The sequence below is a fragment of the Brevibacterium ihuae genome (assembly GCF_900184225.1).
In the GTDB taxonomy this organism is placed as follows: Bacteria; Actinomycetota; Actinomycetes; order Actinomycetales; family Brevibacteriaceae; genus Brevibacterium; species Brevibacterium ihuae.
In genome coordinates this window covers 948,914-965,590 of the sequence record NZ_FXWZ01000002.1, presented here as the reverse complement: position 1 = coordinate 965,590, position 16,677 = coordinate 948,914, and the positions used below count along the sequence as shown (strand labels likewise).

Here is a 16,677-nt window from a genome sequence, read left to right as displayed (position 1 = left end):
ACCTTCCAGTGCAGGGGAAGGTCAAGAGGACTTCTGCCGAAAGAAGAGGGGGCCTGCGATGCGCATCGGGGAACTCGCCGAGCGGGCGGGAACGACGGCGAAGACGCTGCGGTTCTACGAGGAGCAGGGCCTGCTGCCGCCGGCCGAGCGCACGCCGTCCGGATACCGCGACTACGCGCCCGAGACGGCCGCCCGGATCGACTTCGTCCACCGCGGCCAGGCCGCGGGCCTCACCCTCGCCCAGATCCGCCAGATCCTCGACATCCGCGACGACGGCGCTGCTCCCTGCGAGCACGTGCGCGACCTCCTCGACGCACGCCTCGCCGAGATCGAGCAGCAGATCGCCCAGCTCGCCGCGCTGCGCGACACCATCACCGAGCTCAGACGCGACGCCGCGCAGCCCGACCCCGACTCGTGCAGCGCGGACCAGGTCTGCCGGTACCTGTAAACGGCAGAGCCGGTCGCACCAACGCCACAAGCCCGACATGCGCTACGAGAGCCCGCTGCAGCTCGCCGAGGAGGCCGCCGCGCTCGACCTGCTCTCCGGCGGGCGGGTGGCGCTCGGGGTGAGCCGGGGTTCACCGGAACCGGCGCTGCGCGGCTGGGAGGCGTTCGGGTACACGGGTTCGACCGATCCGCGCGGGGCCGACCTCGCCCGGGAGAAGTTCGACCTCTTCATGCGCGCGGTGCGCGGGGAGAAGATCGCGGAGGCCGACCCCGCGCAGTTCGGCGCAGGTGCGCGGCTGCGCGTCGAGCCGCACTCCCCAGGCCTGGCCGGCCGGATCTGGTGGGGCGCCGGCTCGCGGGACACCGCCGTCTGGGCGGGGGAGCAGGGCGTCAACCTCATGAGCTCGACGCTGCTCACCGAGGCGACCGGTGATGCGTTCGGCGATCTCCAGGCCGAGCAGATCGCGCTGTTCCGTGAGGCGTGGCGGGAGGCCGGGCATGAGGGAGCACCGCGCGTGTCGGTGAGCCGGAGCATCTTCCCGATCATCACCGAGCAGGACCGGCTGTACTTCGGGCTGCGCGGTCAGGGCGCGGCCGACCAGATCGGGGTCATCGACGGGCTCCGCTCGACGTTCGGCAAGACCTACGCCGCCGAACCCGATGTCCTCATCGATCAGCTCCGGGCGGATGCTGCCGTGCAGGCGGCGGACACGGTGATGCTCACGATCCCCAGCCAGCTCGGCGTCGACTTCAACCTCCGCATCCTGGAGGCGTTCGCCGAGCACGTCGCCCCGGAGCTCGGCTGGGAGCCGAACGACCGCGGTCCGGTGCAGGGCACCTCGGCGTGAGGCGCTGACTCACCCCTCGCGGGCGAAGGCACGGATCTCGTCGACTGCGCGCGGCAGCTCCTGGACGAGGAACGACATGTGCGTGGCGTCGTCGACGTACGTGAGCCGGGCGCCGGGGATCGCGTCGCGGACGAACTCGGCGGTCCGCTCGTCGTAGATCGAGCCCGGCCGGGCGTGGAGGAGATGGACGGGGACGGAGAAGTTTGCCAGCGCGCCGCGGAGGTCCGCCTCGCCCATCGCCCGCCAGTACTCCTGGAGCGTGTCGAGCATCCCGGGCTCGGGTTCGAAGAGCTGCTCGACCGGGGTGCCCGGCGGGAAGCCGGCGGCGGGCATGAGCTGCGCGAAGACCGGCAGCAGCGATTCGTCGAAGGCGAAGGTCCGCTCCTCGTCCCGGGTGTGCGGGAAGAACACCTGCTCGTAGAAGTACCGCTGGAAAGCGGGGAAGTCCGCGCGCTGGAGCTCGAGGTCGGCTGCGTACCGCTCCGGGGTGTACCAGCCCTGGTAGAGGCCGCCGTCGAACCCGTCCTCGTTGACGAGCTTGGGCGTCATGTCCATGAAGAAGGCGCGATTCATCCGCGCACAGCCGAACTGCTCGACATAGGCCCAGGTCACGGCGGCGCCCATGGAGAGCCCGACGAAGTAGGCGCTCTCGACGCCGAGGTGGTCGAGGAGCTCCCCGGCGTCGCGGGCGGACTGGGCGAGGCTGATCTCGCCGCGCAGCGGGGTCGCTCCCCAACCGCGCTGGGAGAACGTGATGCACCGGAAGTCGCCGGCGAGCATCTCGAGCATGGGCATCTGCATCTCGGTGCTGCCGCCGTAGTGATGGATGTTGAAGAGCACCGGTCCGGAGCCGATGTCGGCGTACTCGATCGGCGTGCCGTCGGAGGCGGTGAACGTGCTGAACTCTGCCATGGTCTCCCCTGGGGCGAGCGGTCGTGGGACGCGGTGCGCGGTGGTCCGGCGCGGACGGCCGGTGGTGCCCGAACCTACCGGCTCGCGGGCCCGTGTCAAGGGTGCGGCGCTCACCGCTAGACTGGGTGACCGTGGCTCTTACTATCGGAATCGTCGGACTGCCCAACGTCGGCAAGTCCACCATGTTCAATGCCCTGACCAAGAACCAGGTGCTCGCGGCGAACTACCCGTTCGCGACCATCGAGCCGAACATCGGCGTGGTCGAGCTGCCGGATCCCCGGCTCGACCGCCTGGCCGAGATCTTCGGTTCGGCGAAGATCCTGCCGGCGACGGTGAGCTTCGTCGACATCGCCGGGATCGTGCGCGGCGCCTCGGAGGGGGAGGGGCTCGGCAACCAGTTCCTCGCCAACATCCGTGAAGCGGACGCGATCTGCCAGGTCATCCGCGGGTTCTCCGACTCCGACGTCGTGCACGTCGACGGCAAGGTCAGCCCGGCCGACGACATCGACACGATCAACACCGAGCTCATCCTCGCCGACCTCCAGACGATCGAGAAGGCCACGCCGCGCATCGAGAAGGAGGTCAAGCAGAAGAAGACCGCGCCCGAGGTGCTCGCCGCGATGCAGGCCGCGCAGGCGATCCTCGAGGAGGGGCGGACGCTGTACCAGGCGATGCAGACCGACGGCTTCGACGCCGGCCCGCTGCGCGAGCTCCAGCTCATGACGACGAAGCCGTTCCTCTACGTGTTCAACGTCGACGACGACGTGCTCGCCGACGAGGCGCAGAAGGACGCAATGCGCGCGCTCGTCGCGCCGGTCGAGGCGATCTTCCTCGACGCGAAGTTCGAGTCCGAGCTCGCCGAGCTCGACGACGACGAGGCGGCGGAGATGCTCGAGATGAGCGAGCAGGACGAGGCCGGTCTCGACCAGCTGGCGCGCGTGGGCTTCTCCACGCTCGGGCTGCAGACGTACCTCACCGCCGGTCCCAAGGAGTCGCGCGCCTGGACGATCCCGCAGGGGGCGACCGCGCCCGAGGCGGCCGGCGTCATCCATACCGACTTCCAGAAGGGCTTCATCAAGGCCGAGATCGTGTCCTTCGAGGACCTCGATCAGCACGGATCCATGGCCGACGCCCGCGCAGCCGGCCGCGTGCGCATGGAGGGCAAGGACTACGTCATGGTCGATGGTGACGTGGTGGAGTTCCGTAGCGGATTAACCTCTGGGGGTAGGAAGTGACAGAATCACGCAACCTGCACGACAGGGTCCGCGACTTCATCGACGGAGAGGTCAGCCACATATGGGCGCGTGAGCTGGGAGGTTCTCGATGATCAAATCTGCCAACCAGTATCCGGTGCACACGCTGTTCAGTCACGAAGGCAACGTGCTGTACCGGATCCCGCCCTACCAGCGCGAGTACTCCTGGTATAAGTCCCACTGGGAAGACCTGTTCGAAGATCTCATTGAGGCCGACGGCGCGCACTTCCTGGGCACCATCATCACGCTCGACCAGACCACGGACACGCTCGAGGGCAACATCCTGCAGGTCATCGATGGGCAGCAGCGACTGACGACGCTCACCTTGTTGTTGGCCGCCGTCTTTTCGGTACTCAAGGAGCACCTCGACGATCTCGACGACGACACACGAACGGATGTCGTCAACCTCGGTCGGCAGTTGGTGCGGAAAGCCGACCAGCAGCCGAGGGTGACGCCGCAGAAGCAGGGCCACAACCTCTCCGACTTCCGCAAGGTGCTCGAGGAAGCCGGCCTGCCGGTGGAGGGAGAATGGAAGCCGTACTTCCCCAGCCGCAGGATTGCCAAGTGCTACCGCTACTTCCGCTCCGCGATCCAGAGGCTCGCCGAGACTGAGGAGATCACACAGCCGGAGGCAGCCCTGCGGGTGCATGAGGCGGCCCTGCAGGCGGTGATCGTGAAGATTGAGGTGGCCAACCACGCCGACGCGTTCGTGCTGTTCGAGTCCCTGAACAACCGCGGGATGCCCCTCTCGCCGGTGGACCTGATCAAGAACCACCTTCTCGCCGAGTCGGAGAAGAAGCAGATCATGGACGTCGACGAGGCGTTCAAGCACTGGAACGACATGCTGACCAGCCTCGGTGACAGCTACTCCACCCAGGAGCGCTTCCTCCGCCACTACTACAACGCGTTCAAGTCAGAGTTGCCCGAAGTCTCAAACGCCTCGGTCGCCACGAAGTCCAACCTGATCAGGGTCTACGAGAAGGTCCTCGAGCAGGGCCTCAAAAGCGTCGTCGATTCGCTGGTGGCGGCGAGCAAGGTCTACGGGCGAATCAACTGCGTCGTTGAACTCGACCAGCCGACAACCCTTGACCGGTCGTTCCAGCGCCTGATGCGCGCTCAGGGCGCGCCGTCCTACGTGCTCCTCATGTGGCTGATATCGAAGCAGTCCGATCTGGTTCTGACAGATGCACACATCGAGACGGTCGTAGACCGCCTCACGAGCTTCTTTGTCCGACGCAACCTCACGGGATACCCGCAGACGTACGCGCTGGCGAAGCTGTTTATGACGACCATCGACGCTGTGGGTGATGCCCGAGGCGACGATGTGGTGGAGATCGTCGGGGAGAAGCTGAGTGCGGCCTCAGTGTCCGACGAGGAGTTCCGCACCCGCCTCCTGGGGCGAATCTACGAGGAGAACAGCGACGTCGCCCGGTTCGTCCTCGCGACGCTGGCCGAGGACGCCATGACCAAGGAGACGCGTGTCGACCTGTGGCGTCAGGAAAAGAACCGTTTCGTCTGGACGATCGAGCACATCCTCCCGCAGGGCGAGAACCTTCCGGCTGAGTGGCAGGAGATGCTCGGGGGCGAGGAGGTCGCTGCCCAGGTTCAGGAGGAGCACAAGCATAGGCTCGGCAACCTCACCATTACCGCGTATAACAGCAACCTCGGCAACAAGTCGTTCCCTGAGAAGCGCGACCGCCAGGACGCAAAGGGCAGGCACATCGGCTATCGAAACGGACTGTCACTGAACGCTGACCTGGCCACGAGGGAGTCTTGGACCCCTGACGACATCGAGAACCGCACCGAAGAACTGGCAGCGAGGGTGCTAGAACGCTTCCCGCTGGCCATTCTCAAACAAGGTATTGATGGTGATGCGGTGGAGTTCCGTAGCGGATTAACCTCTGGGGGCAAGAGGTGACGCCTGAGCAGATTGCAATGTGGGGCATGCTGGGTGCTTGGGCGAATGCCTTCGCTATGGGCGCTGCTGCCGTGTTCGCCTTCATGGCATGGCGATCTGATCGTAGAGCTGCCGCAATCGCGCGCGTCGACGCGTTCATTGTCTCGCTGACCGCCGGCTCCGTTGCGGTTGCCCGGGATCGCCTCACAGCTTGGGTGGAGGAACACCGGGGCGAACAACCTCCCCGAACGCGCGAATCGGGACGCCTGCCCATCCACTCCGCGAGTTCGCTGTGACGGATGACGAGGAGCAAGAAGTTCGTCACGGCGTATTTGAGATACTCTGGCTTCTTCAACGGTGCTCGGGGTTGATTCAAGACCTGCGGAGGGCCGATAAGTCTTCCCGCGACGTCGTACTTCAGCACTTATCGCTCGTCGTAAAGGCGCTTAATTCCTTCGCCAGCGAGCTTTCGGAGGAAGAGATTGAGGTGTTCAAGGTGTCGGCGGCATCTGCCAATGGGGCATTGGCGAAACTCAAAAAAGTGTTTCCAACTTTGTCTGACGGAGCAGGGTGGGAGTCTACTCTGCCCGAGTTGACGGCTGCTGACGTGGTCGAGTTCAGGTTCAACGTCTGATCCCTTCCTGAAACTGCCTGAGGAGCGGCCGGTTTTGGCCGCGCCCGGCAGGCTCTTGGCGTGATCGAGTGGCAGCTGGTCCTGACGGAGCAGATCAGGGATCTACGAGTTCAAAAAGACTCGCGTATCCATCGAAGGCATTGATGACGCCTTCGCAGGCGGCCTTGTCGTGGACGACGAGACCGAGTTCGATGTTGTGCAACTCGGCCGACTTCGAAAAGTTGGCGCTCATCACGATGAGGTACTGGTGGTCGATTGCGATGAATTTCGCGTGTGTCCGTACCTGCTTGCCTCGCCACGAGACGGTTCGATAGACAGCCGCGGGGTGGAGTGCGCGAGCCACCTCCGTCGTAGATGGCTTCCATAGTGCTCGATTGTTGTCCGCGGCATCGGTGTCCATGTAAATGCGAACGTCCAGATCGGGACGGGCCGCGGCGGAGCGCAAGGAGCGCCACAGCGCCGAACTGCGTTGGAAGTTGAAGGTCGCGCAGATGACGGACTCTCGTGCGTTGTCGACGTATTCGTGCAGGGTGCTGGTGAGTTTGCCGGCGCCGGCGAAGTTGTCTGGAGCGGTCCAGATCGGCGAGACGACGATCGACGACGCGCGTGCGCCTTCAACGGCGCGCAGGGTCTGCACAACGGCCTGACGACTGGTGCTGAGCCCCGCCTGTTGCAAGAGCTCCCAGATATGGGCGCGGCGTGCTGGAGCCAGGCCAGATTTCACCGTCGCAGCTGGGACTCCACCGTCCAGTTGATCGGCTAGCTGCCGCGCCTCGGCACCGGTCAGGTATGCGCCGAGAGCACGGGCAGCCTCCGATTCATTGGACATGAGAATCTTTGAAGAACGCCATGTCCGGGTCCGACCCCGGCAGCGGAATGAGCAGCCTGCGGTCAAGGAAGCGGTTCGCACGCTCACACGATGTCTCGGATGCCATGACGCAGCAGTGGCAGGCAGCGCCGTGCAGGAAATCTTCGGGCGCCTTGGGAGTGCGCCGGGCACAGATCGGGTCCGACGAGCACCGGCCCGCGTGAAGCAGAGCTTTGCGGATGAGATCAGCCAACAGATCCGGTTCAGAAAGACGGACGAGACCACCGAGCGTCCCGTCGCTGTCGGAGGCCGTCGTGCTGATCAACACGCCCGCAGCGGGCGGACGCTCGCCGTCTGCCTGCCAGGCGTATAACCGCTCGCTGATACTCGCTGCTCCGTAGCCGCTGCTGAGCGCCATCTGTCGGAACAGCAGGTGCGCGAAGGTGTGAATCATCCAGTAGCGCGGCGCGGGCAGGCGCTCGTCTGGCGACACGGCAGCGGCGGTGTCAGAGAATCGGTTTTCGAAGTTGCGCCGGTGCGAAGCGCGGTGGGCCTGCCACAGCGGTGAACCCATGACGCGTTCCTCCCACGCAGCGACCATGGCTTCATTGAATTGCAGAAACAGCCCCTCGCCACGGTCCTCGGTGGCCACGACCCAGGGTGGAGTTGGGTCATCGGTGAGCGGGACGAGTCGGCTGGCGAGATCGTTGACACGATCCATCTCATCGACGCGAGTGAATCCGATGAGTGCGTTGACCTTGCGCAGCTTGTCGACAGCCAGGACGCGGCCGATGCCGTCAGGAAGGTGGGGCGAAAGTGTGCGCGGTGACAGCACCAACCCGCTGCGATCGTCCGCGTGATGATCCTTGATCGGGTCCTTCTGCAGATACCGCCACTCCGGGACGAGCAGATCGACCGGGCTCCACCTTTCGAAGGCTTCGTGTTTCTCTTCAACCGACCTCTCGGCCGGTTCATTGATCACGGCGTCCAGCAGCTGGGCGAGCTCATCGTCTGTCTTCTCGGTGACGTCAAGGACGCCCTTGAGAAACTTGCGCAAGGGCTTGGTGGCGCCGACGTAGTCTTCGGCGGCCACATCGGGATCCTGCGCGAGGGCAGACCGGATGAGGTCAACTTCGTCCGCGAATTTCAGCTCGGGCTCGAGTCGCGGCATGACGATCGCTGAGGTCAGTGCCGGGAACCAGAGGTTTGAAGCACCGACGAGAATGAGCCGCGGGTCGCGATCGCACCCGCCCGGGGAGAAGCCGTCAAGGTGTGGGTGACGGCCGCGGCAACCTGGCAGCTTGGAACGGCCCACCTCACCCTGTGCCTGGTTCATCGGACGTCGAGCCTCGCAGGAGTCGCACACGATGGTGGCGGAGGCACCACGTCCACCCGAGTGGTCGACCATCTTCAGAATGGGGGTGTCCGCTTTCGGGCAGTGCGCGCCCTCGTGAACCCACCAATCGTAGGGGAACTCGTCAAGGTGTCCGTCAATACATGTCAGCAGGTAGCGCGCCGCTACAGCCGGGCGCCGCTTCGACGTCCTGGTACCAGCCGGTTTGGCTTTTCCCCGAGCTTGCTTGTCGCGAGGGCGCGATCGACCGGGGCACGACTCGTGCTCGAAGATCGCCTCATCCGGGCGGTAGGGGTTGGTGTTCTTGTACTGGAATTTGGCGATGGGCCCCAGCATGTCGCAGCCGGTGCAGCGCAACCATTGCGGAAAGACACGCGCCGGAATGCCGAGGTCTCGGCCCTCATCGCCCGTGTAGGAACTGCTTGTTTGGTGAGGGAAGGGGCGCAGCTCCTGGACTCGGTGTTTGAGCAGGGTGCGGACAGCATCCAGCAACGCCGGGGCGTGGATCGTCGGGGTGCCTTCGCGGCGGGCCCAGATGCGCTCCCAGTCCTGCAGGCCCGACGGCATCACGGTGAAGTGAGACAGGTCCATGATCGAGCCGGGCCCGTACGTGTACAGCAGCGAGGACGGCCGGGCAGAACCGACCTTGGCGCGATTCCTTTTCTGGCCCGTGTCCTTGAGAGCGTCGGAGTCACCGAGGGGGTCCAGCGGGGTCTGGCTGTGGGAGTCGACGGTGCTCACGTACGACGGTTCGGTACTCATGCCTGGTCTCCTCTCGGCTGCGGCGCCCACTGCGGCGTGTCATCGGACGGTCTCCACATGAGGTTCTCCGGCCGTGGGCTGACGAGGATGTTGATCTCCGGTTGCACTTCGCGCATCGAATTGGCGACGACGAACGGGGGACCCGACAAGGCATCGGGCGCTGAGGGCACGTTCTCTGCACTCCGCACGAGTGGGGCGAAGTCACTGGCGTTCGTGCGGTGAATCTTTTCGTACACCAGGGTCTTGTTCTCAACTGAGCTGACCGACTGCTGTCGCTTCTTCCACAGGCCGAGCGCGGCGTCAAGGCGCTGGCGGACAGCACCCTCGGTCAGCGGGTCGGGTGAGGCGGCGACGGCACGAGCCACGAGCTTGTCGATGAGCGCCTTGACGCGTGCGGACGCGGTGGCGTCGTTGACTCGCCACGCATCCCGCTCCGGTGAGAGCCCGTCCAGTTGGGATGCCTCGAGAACGCGAATCGCGCTGACGAGCACCCCGGCGAGGCCCCGTTCCAGCGAGGTGACCGAGAACGGTGTCACGGACAGGGGCTCGACCTGGGCGTAGAACGTCTCGTGGTAGTGCCGAAATGCCTCGTAGTGTGCGAGGTCGCGTGGCCGCGCCCAGTTTCCGAGCGTGACGACCAGGCCCGGACGCCCGGCGTCACGACCAACGCGGGAGGAGGCCTGGATGTATTCGGCGGTGTTCTTCGGTTGGCCGACCATGAGCATGAGTCCGAGCCGGGTCACGTCGACACCGACCTGGAGCATCGAGGTCGCGAGCACGACGTCGAACGGCGGGCTGGTGCGTTTCTGCACGGGCTTGTCGGCGGCCAGCCGAGCACGAATCTCTTCGCGTGCGGCCGTGGTGTCCAGCGCCGGGTCGAACGTCAGCGCCATCTGGTCCAGTGTGTCGGTGATGGCAGTGCCCGAGACACGACTGGTGAGCTCCGAGAGGTTGAGCTCGCCGTATGCCGTGCCGACGCGGCGCGGTAGACCGATGCCGCGGCGCCCCTTCGCGAGGGCGGTCTGGACGTCGTCTTGGACGTAGCGGCTCATGCCGGCGAGTTCGCGGGTGGCATTGAAGTAGCCGACGAGCGTCATGTACGGGTCGGCGGCCTCACCGAGACGGTCAAGCAGCAGCTGGCCGCCTGCCATGAGGACCTCCGCAATACGGATCTCCGCGGTGGTGATGCGAACACCTGTGGTGCTCACGCCGACGTAGCGGCGTCCCGGGTTGTTCTTCGACACGGGGACCTCGGTGGAGAAGTATGTGTCGGCGGCGTCGAGTACTCGCGGTGGGAACAGCAACGGGAGACGACCGTAGAGTCCCTTCGTCTGTTCGCCGGCGTTGCGGACCGTCGCGGTGGACGCCACGAGGAGTGGCTTGACGGGCTGGCCGTCGGACCAGCGCCACGACGTCAGGGCATCGATGGCGAGTTCGAACAGACCGACCGTCGTACCGAGGGCGCCGGTGATGAGGTGCAGCTCGTCCTGGATGATCAGATCGATGGGCCGCAGCCGGGAGACGTCTCGCGATTCGGCTGCCGGGAAGTCATCGGTGGCTTGGTGTCTCGTCGTCCCGTTGCAACCGCTGTCGTCGGGGTGGACGTACCCATGGCGCTCGCACCGCGTTCGGACGTACCCGAAGAGGTGCGCGGCTTGCCCCTCACGGGCAAGGCGCGCGAATTTGTCGACAGTCGCGATCAGGAAAGCGGGAGCGAGGCGGTAGATCTCCTCGTCGACGGTGAGGATCGGCAGGCCGCCCTCGACCTCGCCATGACGGGAGAACGGGCAGTCTCCGAACTCCTCACCGCAGTACACGTAGACGCGGCCAGCCGTCTTGTCGACATTAATGTGGCGGGATGTGATGGCCGTGCCGCACCAAGGACATCGTTTCACCTGAAGCACCGTGAGCCGGCGCCCATGTCCCTCGTTGACCTTCTCGAGCTCATCGGCTGCATCCTTGACGTACTTCGGCGAGACGTTCGTACCAACCCACAGTCCGATGCGGAAGGGCTCTTCGCCCCACCGCCCAGCATCCTTGCGGCGTTCAAGTTCGGCCGCACAGACGAGGGCTGCGGCGCGCTGGAACTGCTGGGAGGTGAGCAGGCGCAGCGTGTACCGCATGAGGACGTTGACCCCTGCACCACCGTTCAGGGGTCCATCTGGGGTGTCGATGACGCCTTGGCGGCGGCGGATGGCGAAGGTGAACGCTGCGAGGCCGAGGTAGGCCTCGGTCTTTCCACCACCGGTCGGGAAGAACAGCAGCTCCACTCGGGCGAGGTTGTCGACGGAGCGCCGCGCGTACGTCGGTTCGCACAGGCCGCGGACCTGCATGAGTATGAATGCGAGCTGGAACGTACGCCACGAATGCGCGCCGGGACCGCGCTTCGCGACTTGCTCGGCCGCGTCGTCAAGATCGAGATCCGCGTCGGTGATACGCAGTGCGGCGATCTGGCTGCGGACGCGCTGTTCGGCCATGACAGTGTTCATGAACGCGAAGCATTCACGTGCTTGTTGGCTGCCGTGCAGGAACGCCAGACCGTCGGCGAGCTGGGCATGAACGTACTCGGCGTCCTCGATCGTCTCGAGCGCAGTGTAACGGAGATGCGCCGGGAGAGACACTGCTTCAGTGCGCTTGGCATCGAGCCACTCCGCATAGCCGTCCACGATGGGCCGAAGCGCGGCGTCGAGGGCATCGGAGTCCTTGGCAGCCTCGGCCAACGCGCGCATGTCCGTGACTGCCCCTAGCGTTTCACCAGCGAGGGTCTGCGGGGTCTCGACGGTCGGGAGCCAGGTGGTGCGCACCTGAGTGGCCTGACGCTCGCCCGCCGCGACGGTCCAGTCCGCGGAGCAGGTTCGACCGATGGCGAATTCGAGCAGGTCGCGGTACTGCAGGTCGAGTCGTTTGAGCTCGTCGTCGTCCGTGGAGCGTTCCGGGTCAAGCAGCGGGTCGTAGACGGGCAAGAAGACGGGCTTGCCTTCGGCTTCAACGTAGAGCTGAGTCTGGAACAACCAGGCGTTGACGGGGATGTGCGTTGGTGTCTCGGTGTCGTTGCACAGTGCGATCTCGATGATGCGACGGCTGCGGCTCGCATCGGCACTGTGGTCAGTCTCTGCGTCGACCCGTAGGACAACGTCGTTTTCGAGCTGAATTTCGTGGGTGATGCCGTCGACGAGGTCGTGGACGGTGAGGGTGCGCAGGTAATCGTGATCCTTGCGGTGGAAGACCCGCTCATGCCGGTCTGTGCCGGGGATGAGTTTGTCAGTCGATTCGGGCTCATATGTGCCCCAGTTCGCGCGCACGGTGACCCGTTCGACGTCGAGCGGGAGCTGGAAGCGCAGACCCATGGACGCAGGGATCATGAGGCCACGCTTGACTGGGGCGTCCTCGGCTGCATCCTCGTCGGCATCGCCGCTCGTCTCGTCCACGCTCGGAAGCGGGACCCCAGTGCTCAGTTTGGCATCGATGTCGTCGCCGATGTCCAAGGTGGATTCAGGGTCGTCCGCACCCTCGGCGGACGGAGAATCCGTGCCGGAACTGACCTTTGCCGGCGCGATGCGCCCGATGAGGTACCGGCTGTCCGGCGTCATCTGCAGCGTCTCGTCGTCGCCCTCGGCGGGGCCGAGCAGTTCACGGGTGAGCACATCGTGAAGGTTTTCCCGTGCAGCCCAGGAGGTCTTCTCATCCTCGATGGGTAACTCGTACGGCGGTGTATTGGAAGTCATCTCTGGTCCCCCTCCATCTCAGTCGTGCCGTCGCCCTCATCGTCAGCGAGCGGCGGTGTGCCGTCCTGCAGCGCGGCGCGGCGGTGATTTTCTTCGAGGAGCCGATCGAGAATCTCATCTCGCGCTTCGGGGCACACCGTCCACCGTGTCATCTGCCGGTAGGTGTGGAACCCGTGGTTGAGCTCGACATCGCCCCAGCCGTACGCAGCCATGACAGTGCTGTCGAGGTCGACGTGAATCCGGCGAAGCTCCGAGATGTCTGGATCGCTGCACCCTCGGGAATTGACCAGATCGTAGATCGCGGTGATTCCGATGCCTCTAATTTGCATAGCTTGGGATCGGAAGTCGTCGAGTCTTCTGCCGATGACATTGAGGTCGCTGGTCTCCTTTGGGATCGGGAAAGTTCGGGCCACCGACTTGGGCGTGTATCGGGGATCATCCCTCATCCCGGAGCCGTAGACCAGGGACCATTGCTGGTGGAGGCAAGAAGATAAGACCGCCTGCATCCAATGTTCCTGGAAAGGGAATACGACGCACGAATCGGCAAATAGTGCTGAAGCCGGAGCGCGTAGCGGCATCTGTGTTTTGCTGAGCCTCGTCTGCGCGAGTACCTCTCTCAGGCCCTCCTGGCGGCGTCTCAACTCCACCGCAGAAGCTTCGTACAGCCACCACTTCTCCTGTAGCTTAGGCTTGTTTTTCAGCTTGAGGCGTTCAGGGCGGACCCTCTCCAGCACCCAGGCATAGGGCTTTTCGAATGAACGAGCCTGTGTTTCCGTCATGCCGAAGAAGTCCACCACCCAGCGAGAGCTCTTGGCTACAGGTTGCTCATTGAGTTCCTCTCCGCCAAAAAATGGGCGAAGTACCTCACGGTTCCGTTCATCTTCGGCGATCCAAGCGGCAGCGGTCTCTTTGGGAAGTGTGAACCCCATGCCGTTGACGTTGCATCCGATATACGCGAGGTCTCGGCTGCCAGAGAGTGGCGATGGGTCGCCTTGAACTCGCCCCGCCGGTTCTAAGTGCTCTGAGATGCGGTGCGTGGAGAGATCGTCAACCCAGCGGGGTACGCCGGCGCCCAGTGACTCTCGGGTGGCCCAAAGTTGTGCAATCTCCAAGACTGCACCTGGCGCCGTCCAGCGTGAGCTCCGCACAGCTCGGTAAAGTTCGAACTCCGTCATCAACAGCGGAGCTAGTGCCACCTTCCGGTTTTCGTTTTGGCTGATCGAGTTTGTTGCTACAAGCCCGAAGCCTCCAGACTTTCGCAGGAGTGAGGCGGCGCGCAGGATGAAATAGGCAACCAGATCCGCGTTGCCGACTGCCCCTTCTGCTATTTGATTAACTAGCCATTCGCGAATGTTCTTGCCCATCGCAGGGGTGATCTTCTTGCCGCCAAGGAACGGTGGGTTACCGATGATGGCGTCAAAGCCGCCCCGGGCCATGACGTCCGGCACCTCAAGGCACCAGTGCAGCGGCTGCCAGCGCTCGTAGTCGGTCGAGACCGCGGGCGTGAGCCCCTTCTTCAGGATCGCGTCCAGCATGGCGGTGTCGGGTGTGCCTCCGGGGGCAGGGACGGCCCGGCCCACCGCCATACGGAGATTCTCATAGGCCTCATCGAGCTTCTTGCTGGGCTTGCCGCCCAGGGCGAGGCCTGCGGCGATGACGCTGTCGGCCAGGGTGCGCACCTGTGCAGTGTGCTCACTCAGCTGGCGCATCTGGTTGTGCTTGGCGTTCGCCGACCGAGTCGGGTCGTTGTTGTCGATCTCTGATGCCAGGGCTTGGCGCAACGCAATGGCCCGTTGAATGCGGTCGCTGATATCGAACCGCGCGACGAGCTCGGTGCCGGAGAACTCGAGGCCAAATTGCTGATTGTGTGGTGGTTTCGGCGCAATGTGGAGTTCTTCAAGCTGCCGCACCGACGTCAGGCCGAGCAGGGAGTTGCCGTGCAGCACCTTGTCGTCGACGAACGAGAACGGCAGGTTGTGGTCCAGCGACACGAGCCACAGGGAGAGCTTGCACATTTCAACGGCCATGCCGTTGATATCGGCACCATAGAGACAGTGTGCGACGACGGCACGCAGCGCCTTCGTTTCGCGTTCTGCCGGTGACCGGTCAATCCAGGTGCCTTCGGCCAGCCACGCCTCCTGGAGGCGTGCGGCGAGGTATCGGGCGGCCGCGACGAGGAACGCCCCTGATCCGCACGCGATGTCCGCGACCTTGAGGTTGAGGATCTCGGTGGATGACTTGAGCTGCCACGCACTCCGGTCGGCGGTCTGATGCGGACCAGGGGCGTAGACGATGGGTTCCAGGGCGTGGAGGACGACCTCCTCAGCCAGGGCTCGTGGGGTGTAGTGCGCGCCAGCGTTCTTCCGCGACGGCGTCTCGGCTACCACGAGGCCACCGGAGAGGATGACGACCGGGCGTCCGCGCAGGTCGCGACGGATCACCCCTATCCAGCTGCGCAGTTCGGCACGGAGATCCTCGTCGGTCGTCACCGAGCGCAGCGCCTGTTCCGCATCGGCCATCGTGTCACCGGCCGCCAGCAGCTTCGCGTACTGGCCGGCGGTCTTGTGTTCCGCCCCCGGTTGGTTGGCCTTGACCCATTTCACCACCGCGGCACCGAGCTTGGCGTCATCACCATCAACTTGTTCGTACAGGTCGTTGAGCGTCGCGAGCGGGATTTCGGGTTCGGAGCCCTTGGTCCCGGCGAGGCCAATGAGCACCTCCGGGGCACGTTTGACCGTGTAGCCGAGCAGGCCCTCGTAGATGTAGCCGATCTGTTCGACGTCAATGTCGCGGAACGAGATCACCCGAAGTTCGCCTTTGATATGGGCCGTTTGGACGGCACGGAGCACTTCGAGCATGACGCGATCACTCACCGTCACCGCCAGCGTGCCACGCTGTGTTGTCGCGGTGAGAAGCGGGAAGCGGGTCGGGTCAAACAGTGAACCGCCATATGCGGGTAGTCGCAGGTCTTCGAAGGTGGCCCCGGCATACAGCGCCTGCGACGTTGCAAGAAGGCGGTGCCAGGTCAGCGACGTCGCGTCCAGCGCCTCAGCGTCCTCGTCGAGGAGGCGCTTTTCGAGCACTTCACGCTGGTCAGAGAGGCCATACCCAGCAGAATACAGCTCGCCGGTTGGTAACAGGCCACGTTCCTGCGCGAACAGTAAAAACACCACGCGCATGAGCACTGTGACGACGGCATCGTAAATCTCCTCACCTTCTGCCGGAAGGGGGTCGGGCTCTCCGCGGTGGCGAGCGTCCGCAGCGGCCTCATCGAGGGCGGCGACGACGAGCTCGACGGCACGACGAACCTGCTTGCCGAGCTCCTCTGTGATGTCGTCCGAGGCCAACACGGAATCCTTGAAGAGCGTGCTGAGCTTTTCCTCGTCCTTCTTGCCAACGAGCCGCCCGGGTGAGAGGAGTTCGACGAAGGCATCGCGAACCTCGGGTTCCTCGATCCAGGTCTGCGCATCGACGATTCCGGACGCCGCGATGGTCTCCTTCGGCGCGCTCACCACAGCCCACCAGCGGCCGTCCGTCACGATGCCAACGGGGAGATCTGCTTCGCGCAGCAGCAGCTCCATCCGGTCGATCGGGCTGTCCGACCAGCCGTCCGTACCGGCTTCGCGCAGGCCCTCGACGGGGTCGATCACCCAGACCAATGCGCCGACGTCATCCTTGCGACGCAGGGCTCCGGTGGCCTTCACCTCAACAGAGTGATCCGGCGACCGCACTGTCGTGGCGCAGGCGGCGTCACCTGGCTGCCAGAACTTGCCCCATCCGAGCACGTCACGGAGGACCGTCTCGACCCAGGCGTCCCGTGCCGACCGGTACACCGGAAGCGCGCTGTCCTTGTCCTTGGCCTCATCAAAGGCGTCGCGGGCCCGATCAAAGACCGGTTTGGCCGCCGTCAACGCGAGTTTCTTGCCTGCCTCGAGCTGCGGGATGCCGGATCCGAAGGCCTTTGTCAGTACCGGCAGGGCGATGAACGGACCCTCAGTGTCGACCAACTCCAACCAAGCGCGGTGTGCCTCGCGAAC

General features: G+C 64.6%; 10 protein-coding genes. 5 read left to right on the top strand and 5 right to left on the bottom strand.

Annotated features, from left to right (window positions below; all coding sequences use genetic code 11):
- Positions 1-58: 58 nt before the first annotated feature.
- Together C1A17_RS04480 and C1A17_RS04475 are read left to right on the top strand one after the other, a co-directional pair.
- Positions 59-448 carry a heavy metal-responsive transcriptional regulator gene (locus C1A17_RS04480; RefSeq protein ID WP_010079214.1) on the top strand — a complete coding sequence of 130 codons (390 nt, stop codon included), beginning with the start codon at positions 59-61 and terminating at the stop codon, positions 446-448.
- Positions 449-485: 37 nt separating this feature from the next.
- Entirely contained in the window at positions 486-1,295 is an 810-nt protein-coding gene (locus C1A17_RS04475) for an LLM class flavin-dependent oxidoreductase (protein WP_101651106.1), read from the top strand.
- A gap of 9 nt (positions 1,296-1,304) precedes the next feature.
- Here the strand turns inward: C1A17_RS04475 and C1A17_RS04470 are convergent, their stop codons facing one another.
- The gene (locus C1A17_RS04470; RefSeq protein WP_101651103.1) at positions 1,305-2,207 is read right to left on the bottom strand and encodes an alpha/beta fold hydrolase; all 903 of its coding nucleotides are present in this window, start codon (positions 2,205-2,207) and stop codon (positions 1,305-1,307) included.
- Between the two features lie 131 nt (positions 2,208-2,338).
- Between C1A17_RS04470 and ychF the strand changes: the two genes are divergently transcribed.
- The 3 genes from ychF (at position 2,339) to C1A17_RS14045 (ending at position 5,991) form a co-directional block, all read left to right on the top strand.
- A complete protein-coding gene (ychF, locus tag C1A17_RS04465) occupies positions 2,339-3,442 on the top strand; it encodes a redox-regulated ATPase YchF (protein ID WP_101651558.1) in 1,104 nt (367 codons plus the stop codon).
- An 88-nt stretch (positions 3,443-3,530) separates the two neighbouring features.
- Positions 3,531-5,378, top strand: a complete 1,848-nt coding sequence (locus C1A17_RS04460; RefSeq protein ID WP_101651101.1) for a DUF262 domain-containing protein — start codon at positions 3,531-3,533, stop codon at positions 5,376-5,378.
- Positions 5,379-5,649: 271 nt separating this feature from the next.
- Positions 5,650-5,991: a hypothetical protein gene (locus C1A17_RS14045; protein ID WP_146000577.1), complete on the top strand. Its 342-nt coding sequence runs from the start codon at positions 5,650-5,652 to the stop codon at positions 5,989-5,991.
- 94 nt (positions 5,992-6,085) lie between these two features.
- Here C1A17_RS14045 and drmC read toward each other — a convergent pair whose 3' ends face one another.
- From drmC to C1A17_RS04440, 4 genes are read right to left on the bottom strand one after another with little or no spacing between them, the layout of a single operon-like run.
- On the bottom strand, positions 6,086-6,820 hold the full coding sequence (gene drmC / locus C1A17_RS04455) for a DISARM system phospholipase D-like protein DrmC (RefSeq protein WP_101651098.1): 735 nt from the start codon (positions 6,818-6,820) through the stop codon (positions 6,086-6,088).
- Positions 6,810-8,915, bottom strand: coding sequence for a DrmB family protein (drmB, locus tag C1A17_RS04450; protein WP_101651096.1), 2,106 nt, complete (start codon positions 8,913-8,915; stop codon positions 6,810-6,812). Before drmB ends, drmC begins: the two co-directional genes overlap by 11 nt.
- On the bottom strand, positions 8,912-12,640 hold the full coding sequence (gene drmA / locus C1A17_RS04445; protein WP_101651094.1) for a DISARM system helicase DrmA: 3,729 nt from the start codon (positions 12,638-12,640) through the stop codon (positions 8,912-8,914). The genes drmB and drmA overlap by 4 nt, the downstream gene beginning before the upstream one ends.
- Positions 12,637-16,653 carry an Eco57I restriction-modification methylase domain-containing protein gene (locus C1A17_RS04440; protein WP_245873425.1) on the bottom strand — a complete coding sequence of 1,339 codons (4,017 nt, stop codon included), beginning with the start codon at positions 16,651-16,653 and terminating at the stop codon, positions 12,637-12,639. Before C1A17_RS04440 ends, drmA begins: the two co-directional genes overlap by 4 nt.
- Positions 16,654-16,677: the final 24 nt, after the last annotated feature.

What these genes read in the sequence shown, in the direction of transcription:
- C1A17_RS04480 (WP_010079214.1), top strand. Translation starts at nt 59, where the DNA reads ATGCGCATCGGGGAACTCGCCGAGCGGGCGGGAACGACGGCGAAGACG.
- C1A17_RS04475 (WP_101651106.1), top strand. Translation starts at nt 486, where the DNA reads ATGCGCTACGAGAGCCCGCTGCAGCTCGCCGAGGAGGCCGCCGCGCTC.
- C1A17_RS04470 (WP_101651103.1), bottom strand. Translation starts at nt 2,207, where the DNA reads ATGGCAGAGTTCAGCACGTTCACCGCCTCCGACGGCACGCCGATCGAG.
- C1A17_RS04460 (WP_101651101.1), top strand. Translation starts at nt 3,531, where the DNA reads ATGATCAAATCTGCCAACCAGTATCCGGTGCACACGCTGTTCAGTCAC.
- drmC (WP_101651098.1), bottom strand. Translation starts at nt 6,820, where the DNA reads ATGTCCAATGAATCGGAGGCTGCCCGTGCTCTCGGCGCATACCTGACC.
- drmB (WP_101651096.1), bottom strand. Translation starts at nt 8,915, where the DNA reads ATGAGTACCGAACCGTCGTACGTGAGCACCGTCGACTCCCACAGCCAG.
- drmA (WP_101651094.1), bottom strand. Translation starts at nt 12,640, where the DNA reads ATGACTTCCAATACACCGCCGTACGAGTTACCCATCGAGGATGAGAAG.